Origin of the sequence: Streptomyces sp. WMMC940 (assembly GCF_027460265.1) — a bacterium.
Classification (GTDB): Bacteria; Actinomycetota; Actinomycetes; order Streptomycetales; family Streptomycetaceae; genus Streptomyces.
Window position 1 is genome coordinate 4,612,050 of sequence record NZ_JAPZBC010000001.1, and the last position, 12,951, is coordinate 4,625,000.

At 72.1% G+C, this 12,951-nt stretch carries 10 protein-coding genes (1 of these 10 cut by a window edge); 8 read left to right on the forward strand and 2 right to left on the reverse strand.

All coding sequences use genetic code 11. From position 1 onward, the window contains the following. The first annotated feature begins 276 nt into the window (after positions 1–276). The 6 genes from O7595_RS20310 to O7595_RS20335 all read left to right on the forward strand — a co-directional run bounded on the left by O7595_RS20310 (position 277) and on the right by O7595_RS20335 (position 7,000). Positions 277–708 (forward strand): DUF3499 domain-containing protein, encoded by a 432-nt coding sequence (locus O7595_RS20310; RefSeq protein ID WP_269730077.1) that lies wholly within the window; start codon positions 277–279, stop codon positions 706–708. A gap of 507 nt (positions 709–1,215) precedes the next feature. Further along, positions 1,216–2,592 carry a phosphomannomutase/phosphoglucomutase gene (locus O7595_RS20315; protein ID WP_269730078.1) on the forward strand — a complete coding sequence of 459 codons (1,377 nt, stop codon included), beginning with the start codon at positions 1,216–1,218 and terminating at the stop codon, positions 2,590–2,592. Positions 2,593–3,098: 506 nt separating this feature from the next. Next, positions 3,099–3,281: a Trm112 family protein gene (locus O7595_RS20320; RefSeq protein ID WP_138054901.1), complete on the forward strand. Its 183-nt coding sequence runs from the start codon at positions 3,099–3,101 to the stop codon at positions 3,279–3,281. Between the two features lie 52 nt (positions 3,282–3,333). Continuing rightward, positions 3,334–4,467: an SIS domain-containing protein gene (locus O7595_RS20325; RefSeq protein ID WP_269730079.1), complete on the forward strand. Its 1,134-nt coding sequence runs from the start codon at positions 3,334–3,336 to the stop codon at positions 4,465–4,467. 281 nt (positions 4,468–4,748) lie between these two features. Next, a complete protein-coding gene (gene manA / locus O7595_RS20330; RefSeq protein WP_269730080.1) occupies positions 4,749–5,900 on the forward strand; it encodes a mannose-6-phosphate isomerase, class I in 1,152 nt (383 codons plus the stop codon). Positions 5,901–6,022: 122 nt separating this feature from the next. Beyond that, complete coding sequence (locus O7595_RS20335) at positions 6,023–7,000, forward strand: cation diffusion facilitator family transporter (RefSeq protein WP_269730081.1); 978 nt, start codon at positions 6,023–6,025, stop codon at positions 6,998–7,000. A gap of 267 nt (positions 7,001–7,267) precedes the next feature. Here O7595_RS20335 and O7595_RS20340 read toward each other — a convergent pair whose 3' ends face one another. Then, entirely contained in the window at positions 7,268–9,463 is a 2,196-nt protein-coding gene (locus O7595_RS20340) for a fructose-specific PTS transporter subunit EIIC (RefSeq protein ID WP_443071847.1), read from the reverse strand. 452 nt (positions 9,464–9,915) lie between these two features. On the opposite strand from O7595_RS20340, the gene ahcY reads away from it, so the two are divergent. Together ahcY and O7595_RS20350 are read left to right on the forward strand one after the other, a co-directional pair. Beyond that, positions 9,916–11,373: an adenosylhomocysteinase gene (gene ahcY, locus O7595_RS20345; RefSeq protein ID WP_269730083.1), complete on the forward strand. Its 1,458-nt coding sequence runs from the start codon at positions 9,916–9,918 to the stop codon at positions 11,371–11,373. A gap of 132 nt (positions 11,374–11,505) precedes the next feature. After that, positions 11,506–12,120, forward strand: coding sequence for a hypothetical protein (locus O7595_RS20350; protein WP_269730084.1), 615 nt, complete (start codon positions 11,506–11,508; stop codon positions 12,118–12,120). Between the two features lie 101 nt (positions 12,121–12,221). On the opposite strand, the gene O7595_RS20355 is transcribed toward O7595_RS20350, so the two are convergent. Continuing rightward, a protein-coding gene (locus tag O7595_RS20355) for an RDD family protein (protein ID WP_269730085.1) crosses the window boundary here: on the reverse strand, positions 12,222–12,951 show its 3' portion. The gene runs 329 nt beyond the window's last position; only the last 730 of its 1,059 coding nucleotides appear in the window; its start codon lies beyond the right edge, outside the window — the gene reads right to left on this strand; it ends in the stop codon at positions 12,222–12,224.

Consider the following 12,951-nt stretch of genomic DNA (forward strand, 5'->3'; position numbering starts at 1 on the left):
CCCGCCGGACGTCTCCCGGGCGCCCCGGCGCCGCCTGCCCGGGGCGTCCTCGGTGGGCCACATGGGCTTGTCGCCTATTGAACATTCAAGCCAAGGTTGGGTTCGATTCGACATCGTTCTTCGATCGCCATACTCGCCGTGAATGACGCGATTCATATGCAGTGGTGACCGGATCGCATGGGGTCCCGGATCGGCCGCCGTTCCTCCCGCGCAGGTCAGTCCAGCCGGCCGGAACGCGGCTGTGCGGGACCTCACAGCACGACACGGTGGGGTGACGTGGCGGAGAGTCGTCGCGGCCCGCTCAAGAGTGCGGTACCGTCCAACGTCGTGAGCCCTGTACGTCGCTGTTCGCGCACCGCGTGCGGCCGTCCTGCCGTCGCGACACTGACGTACGTCTATGCCGATTCGACCGCGGTCCTCGGCCCCCTCGCCACCTACGCCGAGCCCCACTGCTACGACCTGTGCGCCGAGCACAGCGAACGGCTCACCGCGCCGCGCGGCTGGGAGGTCGTCCGGCTCTCCGACGCCTCCGGCCCGGCCAGGCCCAGTGGTGACGATCTCGAAGCCCTGGCGAACGCGGTCAGGGAGGCGGCTCGCCCGCAGGAGCGCGCGGCCCAGGCGGGCGGGGGCCCGGGAGCCCGCAGGTCCGACCCGATGGAGGTCGCGCGGCGGGGGCACCTCCGGGTGCTGCGCTCGCCCGACTCCTGAAGAGGCGTTTCCTCTCCTGTGGTTCCTGGCACACCTGCCTCTCGTGCCGTTCCGCCGTTCCTCCCTTCCGCGGCGCGCTGACTGCGGTGCGCCGACCGGGACGGGCCGACTGTGGCGGACCGACCGGGCGCGGGGCTTCCGCTCTCCGTCCGGGCCGCTTCCCCGTTCCCCGGCCGCGGGCTGCCGCCGTACCGGCCGTGTGGCCGCCGGCTCTCCGACTGCGCTCTCCGATCTCCGCGCCGCAGATCCCGGACGGAGGGTCTCCCGGGGGCAGATCTCCCCCGCCCCAGGTCTCCCGTCCGATGGTCGTCACCCCTGACGCCGCCGCCCCCGGGTTCACCGCCGGCCGGTGAGTCCGCCCCGGGTCCGCAGCCGGCCCGGCCGGCCAGTCGCCCCGTCCGGCCCGGCGCCCGTGCCGATCCGTCCCGAATCTCGGGCCTGGCCCCGGCTGCCCCCGCCCCGACAGGTAGTTTGTTGCGACCACAGGGAATTCGGGAAGGTTGGGCCGTGGCTGCATCCTCTGCTGCTGATCTGTCACAGATCGTGAAGGCGTACGACGTGCGCGGGGTGGTGCCGGACCAGTGGGACGAGTCGCTGGCCGAGCTGTTCGGGTCCGCTTTCGTCCAGGTCACCGGTGCCGACGCCATCGTCGTCGGTCACGACATGCGGCCCTCGTCGCCCGGTCTGTCCGCCGCCTTCGCCCGGGGTGCCGCTGCCCGCGGCGCCGACGTCACCATGATCGGTCTCTGCTCGACGGACCAGCTGTACTCGGCCTCCGGTCAGCTCGCGCTGCCGGGCGCGATGTTCACGGCGTCCCACAACCCCGCCCGGTACAACGGCATCAAGATGTGCCGCGCGGGCGCGACCCCGGTGGGCCAGGACACGGGCCTGACGGAGATCCGAGAGCTCGTCGAGTCCTGGCGCGCGTCCGGTGCCCCCGCCCCCGCGACCGCCCCGGGGACGGTCTCCGAGCGCGACACCCTGGACGACTACGCCTCCCACCTGCTCTCCCTCGTGGACCTTGCGACGATCCGCCCGCTGAAGGTGGTCGTGGACGCGGGCAACGGCATGGGCGGCCACACCGTCCCGAAGGTCTTCGCCTCCCTGCCGGTCGAGCTCGTCCCGATGTACTTCGAGCTGGACGGAACGTTCCCGAACCACGAGGCCAACCCCCTCGACCCCAAGAACCTCGTGGACCTCCAGCAGCGGGTGCGCGCGGAGGGCGCGGACATCGGCCTCGCCTTCGACGGCGACGCCGACCGCTGCTTCGTCGTCGACGAGCGCGGCGAAGGCATCTCCCCGTCGGCGATCACGGCCCTGGTCGCGGCCCGCGAGCTGGCCAGGCACGGCGGCGGCGTCGTCATCCACAACCTGATCACCTCGTGGTCGGTGCCCGAGGTCGTGCGCGAGCAGGGCGGCACGCCGGTCCGCACGCGCGTCGGGCACTCCTTCATCAAGGAGGAGATGGCCCGCAGCGGCGCGATCTTCGGCGGTGAGCACTCCGCGCACTACTACTTCCGCGACTTCTGGAACGCCGACACCGGCATGCTCGCCGCCCTCCACGTCCTGGCGGCCCTCGGGACCCACGACGGCCCGCTGTCCGACCTGGTGGGCCGCTACGACCGCTACGCCGCCTCCGGCGAGATCAACTCCACGGTCGAGGACCGGGCCGGCCGCACGACGGCCGTCCGCGAGGCTTTCGCGTCCCGCGACGGCGTCACGTTCGACACCCTCGACGGGCTCACGGTCTCCACCGCCGACTGGTGGTTCAACCTCCGCCCCTCCAACACCGAGCCCCTTCTCCGCCTCAACGTCGAGGCCCGTGACGAGGCCACGATGTCGGCCCTGCGGGACGAGGTCCTGGCGTTGGTGCGGAACGGCTGAGGCCGGCCCGGAACGCCTGGTGCCGGCGGGTGGGCGGGGGTCCGTGGGTCACCGGCGAGTGGCCCACGGACCGACCCGCGCCGCCTCCCGTACCGGAGAGGCACAGCACGCGCCCCGCTCCGACGCCCCGCCCCTTCCCGCCGGTCCGGCCCCACTCGGTGGACCCGCGGACCGGCGGACCGGGGGACCTGGTGGGTCGGTCTCGATGGGCCCGCCGTCCCGGTCGGTCTCGGTGGACCCGCGGACCGGGGGACCAGGGGACCTGGTGGGTCTCGAGGGGCCCGGCGTCCCGGTCGGTCTCGGTGGACCGGCGGCCCCGGGCCCCCTCGGCTGACCCGCCGCCCCCGGCCCACCGCAGCGGACCGCGGAGCGCGTCGAAGCCGCGGCCGCACCGCGCGACGCGGCGTCTCCGCCCCGCCCGCCGCACCCGCACGCCGAGCCGCGCCGGCCGCCCCCCGGCGGTAGGCTGACGTGGCCCGATCCGCATGTTCGAAAGGACGATCCACATGCCGCTCGAAGCCGGCCTTCTGGAGATCCTCGCCTGTCCGGCCTGCCACGCTCCGCTCGACGACGCGACGGCCGCCGAAACCCCCGAGCTGATCTGCACCGGCAAGGACTGCGGCCTGGCGTACCCCGTCCGGGACGGCATCCCCGTACTCCTCGTGGACGAGGCCCGCCGCCCCGCGTAAGCGTCGAGCCCCCCACCTGTCCGGCTGTTCGGCGAATCGGAGGCACACCCCCATGCTCGACGAGTCACTCCTCGACGCCCCGGAAGCCCTCGCCCGCGCCGACCGCCGCGGTCTGCTCCGCGGCGCCGCGGAGGCGGGGGCGCGTGTACGTACCGCCGCCCGGCACGCCGCCGAGGCGGGCATCGCCGAGCTGACACCGGAGGGCCGCCCGCGGGCCGTCCTGATCGCGGGCGCCGGCACGGCGGCGACGGGCGTCGCCGACCTCCTCGCCGAGCTGGCCGGACCCACCGCGCCGGTCGCCCGCCTCCACCCCACCGGCGTCGCCCCGGCGGCCGGCGCCCTGCGCTGGGGGCTCCCGGGCTGGGCGGGCTCCGTCGACCTGCTGCTCATCGCCACGACCGACGGCAGCGAGCCGGGACTCGCCCTGCTCGCCGAGCAGGCGTACCGGCGCGGCTGCACCGTGGTCGCCGTCGCCCCGCAGCGCTCGCCGCTGTCCGAGGCCGTCGACGGCATCCACGGCCTCGTCGTGCCGATGGCGACGGCGCCGTACGAGCTGTACGAGGAGACCCGGAGCGCGGCGAGCCCCGGCGCCTTCTGGGCCCTGTTCATCCCGCTGCTCGCGCTCCTCGACCGGGTCGGCCTGATCCCCGCCGACCCTGAGGTGATGCAAGGCGTCGCCGACCGCCTGGACCGCATCGCCGAACGCTGCGGACCCGCGATCGCCACGTACAGCAACCCCGCCAAGACCCTCGCGGCCGAGCTCGCCGACACGCTCCCGCTGATCTGGACGGAGGGCGCGACGGGGCCCGTCGGCCGCCGGTTCGCCGCCGTACTGGCCGAGCTCGCCGGCCGGCCCGCCATCGCCGCGGAGCTGCCCGAGGCGCTACCGGCCCACGGCATGCTCCTCGCGGGCGACTACGCGGCCGGGGCGGACCCGGACGACTTCTTCCGCGACCGAGTCGAGGAGCCGCAGGCGGTCAGGGCACGGGTCCTGCTCCTGCGGGACAGCCTGGACAACGGGTTCACGGCGGCCCCGGCCGCGCGTGAGCTCGCGCTCAGCCACGACACCGCCATCAGCGAACTGGAGCCGGAGGAAGGCAGCACGCTGGAGACCCTGGCGGAGCTGCTCGCGGTGACGGACTTCGCCGCCGGGTATCTGGCTCTCGCGAGCAACGGCCACGCCTGACCTCGCACCGGCCCGGCACCCGGACCGGGGGTGCCGGTACCGGATCGACCGGCGCCGCGGAACCGGCGCCGAGCCTCGGGGACCCGGTGGCCCGGCACCCGGAGTTCCCGCCGGTTTCCGCCAACGACAACCCGACGTTCCGGCAAGGGTCCGTACTCCGGACACGGTGACCCGTGCCCGGAGCAGGGCCGTCGGACCGGCCGGACGCACACCGCACCGGTCACACTGCAGACACGCACCAGCCACGCATCCGCCACGTACCGAGTCGAGGATCACCCCTCATGGATCGCCTCTCCAACATCGTGCGCCCCTACGCCTGGGGATCCACCACGCTCATTCCGGAACTCCTCGGCATCGCCCCGACCGGCGAGCCACAGGCGGAGATGTGGATGGGCGCCCACCCCGGTGCCCCGTCGCAGACGGGCCGCGGCTCCCTGCACGACATCATCGGAGCCGATCCGCTGCGCGAGCTCGGCCGCCCCGCGCTCGACGCCTTCGGCCCCCGGCTCCCCTTCCTGCTCAAGCTGCTCGCCGCCGGCGCGCCCCTGTCCCTCCAGGTCCACCCGGACCGCGCGCAGGCGCAGGAGGGCTTCGCCGCCGAGGAGAAGGCCGGCATCCCCCTCGACGCGCCCCACCGCAATTACAAGGATGAGAACCACAAGCCCGAACTGGTCTGCGCGCTCACCCCGTTCGACGGCCTGTGCGGCTTCCGTCCGCCCGTCGAGGCGGCCGACTTCATCGCCGGTCTCGACGTCGACTCCCTCAAGCCGTACGTGGACCTCCTCCACGCCCACCCCGAGGAAGCCGCCCTGCGCGAGGTCCTGACCGCGGTCCTCTCCGCCGACCCGGAGGAGACGGTCCACACCGTCGCCGAGGCCGCGGCGGCCGCGGAACGCCTCGGCGGGCCGTACGCCCCCTTCGCCGCCACCGCGCACCATTTCCCCGGCGACCCGGGCGTCATCGCGGCCATGCTCCTCAACCACGTGCGGCTGCAGCCCGGAGAGGCGCTGTTCCTCGGAGCCGGTGTCCCGCACGCCTACCTCGGCGGACTCGCCGTGGAGATCATGGCGAACTCCGACAACGTGCTGCGCTGCGGGCTGACCCCGAAGCACGTCGACGTCCCCGAACTGTTGCGCGTCGTGCGCTTCGAGGCGGGCGACCCCGGCGTCCTGCGGCCCGAGGCCTCGCCCTCAGGCGAGGAGCTGTACGACACCCCGATCGACGAGTTCCGGCTCTCCCGCTTCGTACGGCCGGAGGGCGCGGCTCCCGTGGACCTCACCCTGCCCACCCCACAGATCCTGCTGGCGACCGCGGGTCGGCCGAAAGCCGGGGAGCTCACCCTCGCCGCAGGGGAGTCGGTGTTCGTTCCCGCGGGCGAAAAGGCCGAACTGTCCGGTACGGGCACGGTCTTCCGGGCCACTGTGGCGGTCTGACTCGGCGTCCGCCCGGGCTGCTGCAACAATGTCCCGCCGTAACGCCGGAGCTCCACCCCGGAACCCCGGGGAGGCAGGAACCACGGAACCCCGGGAACGAAACGAAGGGACACCACGCACCCATGAGCGCGTCAGGCGGAACCAAGGCGATCGTCGCGGCCCTCGTCGCGAACCTCGCGATCGCAGTAGCCAAGTTCGTGGCGTTCCTCTTCAGCGGCTCCTCGTCGATGCTGGCAGAGAGCGTCCACTCGGTCGCCGACTCCGGAAACCAGGGCCTGCTGCTCCTCGGCGGCAAGAAGGCCAAGCGCGCGGCCACCCCGGAACACCCCTTCGGCTACGGTCGCGAGCGCTACATCTACGCGTTCCTCGTCTCGATCGTGCTCTTCTCGGTCGGCGGCATGTTCGCGATCTACGAGGGCTACGAGAAGATCGCGCACCCGCACGCCATCGAGGACTGGTACTGGCCGATCGGCGTGCTCGTCTTCGCGATCATCGCGGAGACCTTCTCGTTCCGGATGGCCATCAAGGAGTCCAACGTCCTGCGGGGCAAGCGCTCCTGGAAGGAGTTCGTCCGCCACGCCAAGGCCCCGGAGCTCCCGGTCGTCCTCCTCGAGGACCTCGGCGCGCTCGTCGGTCTGGTCCTGGCCCTCTTCGGCGTGGGCCTCGCCCTGATCACCGGCAACGGTGTGTGGGACGGCATCGGCACCCTCTGCATCGGTGTCCTCCTCATCCTGATCGCGCTGGTGCTCGCGGCCGAGACGAAGTCCCTGCTGCTCGGTGAGGCGGCAGGCGTCGAGGACGTCGAGAAGATCAAGGCGGCGACGGTCGACGGCGACACGGTGACCGGCATCATCCACATGCGCACGCTGCACATCGGCCCCGAGGAGCTGCTGGTGGCGGCCAAGATCGCGGTCCGGCACGACAACACGGCGGAGCAGGTCGCCGTGGCGATCAACGCCGCCGAGGACCGCATCCGCGCCGCGGTCCCGATCGCGCGCGTCATCTATCTGGAGCCCGACATCTACAGCGAGGAGGCCGCCGCCGCGGGTGCGGACCCGGCCAAGTCCCCGGGCGGCCCCGGCCCTGAGCCGGCTCACTGACGACGACGCCTCCGCCGATCGACGGGAGGGGGCCCGCACCACCACGACCGGAACCCGAGCGTGGTGCGGGCCCCCCGCTTGTTCGGAGGACCGCGGTCGGGCCGCCCCGCAACGCGTCGTCGCGCGGCCACCTGAATCGGTGACCGGGAGATCTCCGGGGTCGTCGTCACACGACCCCGGAGCCGGCACCGGTGCGCGAGCCCGTGCCGGCACCGGTGCCCGAGCTGGAGCCCGGATCGGTGCCCGAGCCCGTGCCCGGAGCCCCCGTTACGCGATGTCCTTGAGCACCCGGAGTACGGCAGGTTCGTCCGGGGCCGCGAGAAGCCGCCCACGGAATTCCGCGTCCATCAGCTTGCGGGACAACAGCGACAGGATTCGCAGGTGCTCGTCGCCCGCGGCTGCCTCCGGAACCGTGATCATGAAGATCAGCCGTGCCTTCGTGCCGTCGGGCGAACCCCACTCCACCCCCTCGGGCGAGCGCGCGAAGCCGACGACAGGGGCGGTGACCGCGTCGGTCTTCGCGTGCGGGACGGCGATCTCCTCGCCGAGACCTGTCGTGCCCTGGTCCTCTCGGGCGAGCGCGGCCCGAACCAGCCCTTCGACGTCCGTGACCCTGCCCGTCGTCGCGAGCATCGCGGCCATCTCGCGGATGGCGGCGTCCTTGTCCGTGGCATCGAGCCCGACCTTCACGGAACGGGCGGTCAGATGACCGGACAGCACCCCGGCGTCCGGTCCGGATCCGGACCCTGATCCGGCATCCGCCTCATCCGTGTCATCTGCCCTGCCGGTTCCGGTTCCGGTTCCGGTGCAGGCGCCGGGGTCCTCGGCGTCCGCAGCGGTGGCCTCCGCCGCACCACCGGTGCGCGTCCCTCGCGTCGGTTCCCCTTCGGCCGACGCCCCTCCGGTACGCGTTCCACCGGCCGGTGCCCCGGCGAGCGCCGGAGCGAACGTCGCTCCCTCCGTGTCCCGTGCGTCCGCCGGCGCACCGGCCTGTGCCGGGACGCGGCCGTGCGCGCCGCCACCCCCTTCCGCGCCCCGCTCCCTGACGCCGATCAGCGCATTCGTGGTCAGCGCCGTCACGACCGTGCCGACGACGACCGCAAGGAAGAACATCGGCACGCCCCCCACCGCGCCCAGTACCGCGACGATCGGCCCGCCGTGCGGCACCGCGTCCTCCACGCCCGCGAGCCCGGCCAGCGCACCGGCGACAGCGCCGCCGAGCATGTTCGCCGGGATGACCTGGGCGGGCCGCGCCGCCGCGAACGGGATCGCCCCCTCCGAGATACCGAAGAAGCCCATGAACAGCGCCGCCATACCGGTCTCGCGCTCCTGCTCCGAGTAGAGCCTGCGCCGGATCAGCGTGGCGAGGCCCTGCCCGAGGGGCATCACCGGGATGGCCGCCGCGCACATGCCCATGACCGTCTGGTTGCCGGACGCGATGAGGCCGGCGCCGAAGAGGAACGCGGTCTTGTTGACCGGGCCGCCCATGTCGAACGCGATCATGAGGCCGAGTACCGCGCCCAGCAGGATCGCGCTGGTGCCGGTCATTCCGCTCAACCAGCCGGTCAGATGCTCGAAGACCCAGGCGATCGGCTTTCCGATGACGTAGATGAAGAACAGGCCGAGCGCCGACGTCGCCACGATCGGGATCACGATGATCGGCATGATCGGCTGTGCGAACCGGGGGACCTTGATCTTCTTGATCCAGAGCACCAGGTATCCGGCCAGGAAGCCGGTCACGATCGCGCCGATGAACCCGGCGCCGGCCTCGGAGCCGTACAGCGCTCCGGTGTTCGCGATCCAGCCACCGATCATGCCCGGCACGAGCGCCGGCCTGTCCGCGATGGCGTAGGCGATGTATCCGGACAGGATCGGCACCATCAACCGGAACCCGATCTCGCCGATCCTGAACACGCTCTCCCAGAAGGAGCCCTCCGGAATCGCGTAGCCCTCCGGCGTCGCATGGCCGCCCAGAGCGAGGGACACCGCGATCAGCAGTCCGCCGACCACGACGAACGGGATCATGTACGAGACGCCGTTCATCAGCGCCTTGTACGCGACGCTCCGCTCCTTGCCACCACGGTCACCGCCACTGTCACCGTCCCCGCCGTCGGCGCCCTCGGCGCCGTCGCGTGCGCCGGACGGGCCGGCGGCCGTCGGGCCCGAGGCCTCGTGAACCGGCGCGCTGCGCGCCCGCTCGATCAGCCTCTCAGGATGACGGATGCCCTCTGCCACGCCGGCCTTGAGCACTCGCTTGCCGATGAAGCGGCTGAGGTCCACGTCCTTGTCGGCCGCGACGATGATGGCGTCCGCGTCTCTGACATCGTTGTCAGAGAGAATGTTCTCGGCCCCGATGGATCCCTGCGTCTCCACCTTCATCTCGACGCCGAGGGCGTCCGCGGCCTGCGCGAGCTTCTCCGCGGCCATATAGGTGTGGGCGATGCCTGTGGGGCAGGCGGTCACGGCGAGCAGCCTCGTCCTCCGCTGCTCGTTTTCCGGACTGGTCACGAGATCTCCTCACGCTAAGGGTGCGGATCGCGCGGGCTTCCCGATCCGCGACGAGCATGGTGCACCACACGACGGCTGGACCAAAAGTCTTGGAACACGAGCCTCCGTATTACCGCGCGCCCCGGAATCCGGCCGGAAACCGGGCATGGGCGGGCTGTGGGCCGCGACGGCGATCGGTGTAGATTCGTGACAAGAGCCAGACGTCGCTGCTGATGGCGGTCGGGCGGTCCCGAGCGGACCGGCCGAGGGAGAGAGGGCCTCCGACGGACTGCGCTGCGGACGTCCCACGGCGTCCGGACACGCACGTGCGGCACCCGTGTGTGCTCGTGCGCGTGTCCGTTTTCGCCGTAGCGACCGCAGAGCCATCCCGCCCGAACACCCTCGACCCCTCTGAGGAGCAGCTCGCAATGACGACTGTCGCCACCGGTCAGGACTTCAAGGTCGCCGACCTTTCCCTCGCCGACTTCGGCCGCAAGGAGATCACCCTCGCCGAGCACGAGATGCCCGGCCTGATGGCGATCCGCAAGGAGTACGCGGAGTCGCAGCCGCTTGCCGGTGCGCGGATCACCGGCTCCCTGCACATGACGGTGCAGACCGCCGTGCTGATCGAGACCCTGGTCGCGCTCGGCGCCGAGGTGCGCTGGGCGTCCTGCAACATCTTCTCCACCCAGGACCACGCCGCCGCGGCCATCGCCGTCGGCCCGGACGGTACCGCGGACAACCCCCGGGGCATCCCGGTCTTCGCCTGGAAGGGCGAGACGCTGGAGGAGTACTGGTGGTGCACGGAGCAGGCCCTGACCTGGCCGGACTCGCCCACCGGCGGCCCGAACATGATCCTCGACGACGGCGGTGACGCCACGCTCCTCGTCCACAAGGGCGTCGAGTTCGAGAAGGCCGGCGAGGCCCCGGATCCCTCCACCGCTGACAGCGAGGAGTACGGCCACATCCTCCGCCTGCTGAACCGCACCCTCGCGGAGAACCCGCAGAAGTGGACGCGGCTGGCGTCGGAGATCCGCGGCGTCACCGAGGAGACCACGACCGGCGTCCACCGCCTGTACGAGATGCAGCGCGACGGCTCCCTCCTCTTCCCGGCGATCAACGTCAACGACGCCGTCACCAAGTCGAAGTTCGACAACAAGTACGGCTGCCGCCACTCGCTGGTCGACGGCATCAACCGGGCAACCGACGTCCTCATCGGCGGCAAGGTCGCCGTCGTCTGCGGCTACGGCGACGTCGGCAAGGGCTGCGCCGAGTCCCTGCGAGGACAGGGCGCCCGCGTGATCATCACCGAGATCGACCCGATCTGCGCCCTGCAGGCGGCCATGGACGGCTACCAGGTCACGACGCTGGACGAGGTCGTCGACCAGGCCGACATCTTCATCACCACGACGGGCAACAAGGACATCATCATGGCCTCGGACATGGCCAGGATGAAGCACCAGGCGATCGTCGGGAACATCGGTCACTTCGACAACGAGATCGACATGGCCGGTCTGGCCCAGGTGCCCGGCATCGTCAAGGACGAGGTCAAGCCGCAGGTCCACACCTGGACCTTCCCGGACGGCAAGGTGATCATCGTGCTGTCCGAGGGCCGCCTGCTCAACCTGGGCAACGCAACCGGTCACCCCTCCTTCGTGATGTCCAACTCCTTCGCGGACCAGACCCTGGCGCAGATCGAGCTGTTCACCAAGCCGGAGGCGTACCCGACCGACGTCTACGTGCTGCCCAAGCACCTCGACGAGAAGGTCGCCCGCCTCCACCTCGACTCGCTCGGCGTGAAGCTCACGACGCTCCGCCCCGAGCAGGCCGCGTACATCGGCGTCGAGGTCGAGGGCCCGTTCAAGCCCGACCACTACCGCTACTGACCCACCGCCGGGCGGCCCTCCGATCGACCGACCGGAGGGCGCTCCCGCCGGCAGTGGCACCAGCGCACCAGGCAGGCCCCCGCACCCCCGTGCCGGGGGCCTGCCCGTACTCCGGAGAAGTCAGGCACCCCCATGCCCCGCGGCCGCTATTCGCTTCATGACCCGCACGATCGCACCCCCTTCGGTGAAGAGCACTTCCACTGCGCACCCGGCCCGTCGGGCTGGCGCTACGTCTCCCAGCTGACCACCCCCTCCGGAGAACACGCGGGCTCCGTCGACCTGGCGCTCGACGAGCTCGGACGCCCCATCCGGCTCGAGCTCCACGCCGCGAGCTGGCAGGTCCGCGGCGCTGCCATCGACGGCGTCACCTGGGTGCGCACCGACCCCACCGGCACGCACGCCACCGAAGGAAATGTCCGCGCCCACGCCTTCACCGGAACCTCCCCCGCGTTCGTCGTCGCGACGGCCCGACTGCTCCGGCTCTCACCCGGTGCCCCCGCCACGCGTGTCCGTCTTGTCGCCTTCACGGACCCGGTCCTCGCCCCCCTGACCGTCGACCAGTCCTGGGCCCTGGTGAAGAGTGAAGCGCACACCACTGACAACGGCCTTCTGACCGTCGACGAATACCAGGTCAGCGCCCTGGACACCGGTGAACAGCACACGGTCCACATCGCCGGCGACGTGGTCCTCGCCGCGCCCGGCATCGAGCTCGAGGACCTGGAGACCCCACCCTCCGTGTTTCCGTGAGCGGTCCGCTCCCCGAACGGATCCGCGTCCAGAAGGGGTGGACCTGAACCGGCCCTCCCGGGAGCGTCGTCACACCGCAGACGGTCCTCCCGAGCCGCCCCTCAAGCGGGCGGCGCGAACCCCGTGGCCGCCCGGACCGGCCCCGCTCCCTCACCACCGCTGCCTGCCCCGGCGGGCCCGGGGGAGGACGCCGGAGCGGGGGCGGGCCCGGCAGCAGGGACGGAATCAGCGGGGGCGCCCGGCACTGCGAAGCCGGTGGAAGCGGGGGCGGAATCAGTACGCGCCGCGTGCCCTCGGACCGTCCCCCGCACGGAGTGGTCCGTCGGCACCGGCCAGGCCCGGTGCGGCCCCGCGTAGGCGCGGTGCATCTGCGGGGCCGAAAGGGCCACCGGCACCACGGGCTTCCCGGCCGCCGCCGCATGCGCGCGTCGCGTGTCCCGGGTCTGCCGCTCGTTCACCACAGCCGCCAGGAACGCTCCCGCCGGCACACCGGCCGGGACGGGTGTTCCGGTGCACGCGGCCAGATCGACGGCGAGCCGCTCGGCCAACGACCGGCCCACCTCCGCGTCCAGATGGTTCATCCGCGTCAGGTACTGGCGCACCGCAAGCCACAGATCGTCCGGCACACCGGACAGGTCGAGCTCCGTGAACCGCCCGAGCAGCCAGGGCGGCGGCGCAGGCACGTACACGGACCGTGCGGCGGGCACCCGCTCCCGGACGACGAGGGTCCCGGCGAACACATCGCCGACACGCCGCCCGCGTGCGGACACCAGCGAGGCGATGCAGGCGACGGCTCCGAAGGTCATCAGGATCTCCACGACCCCGATCGCC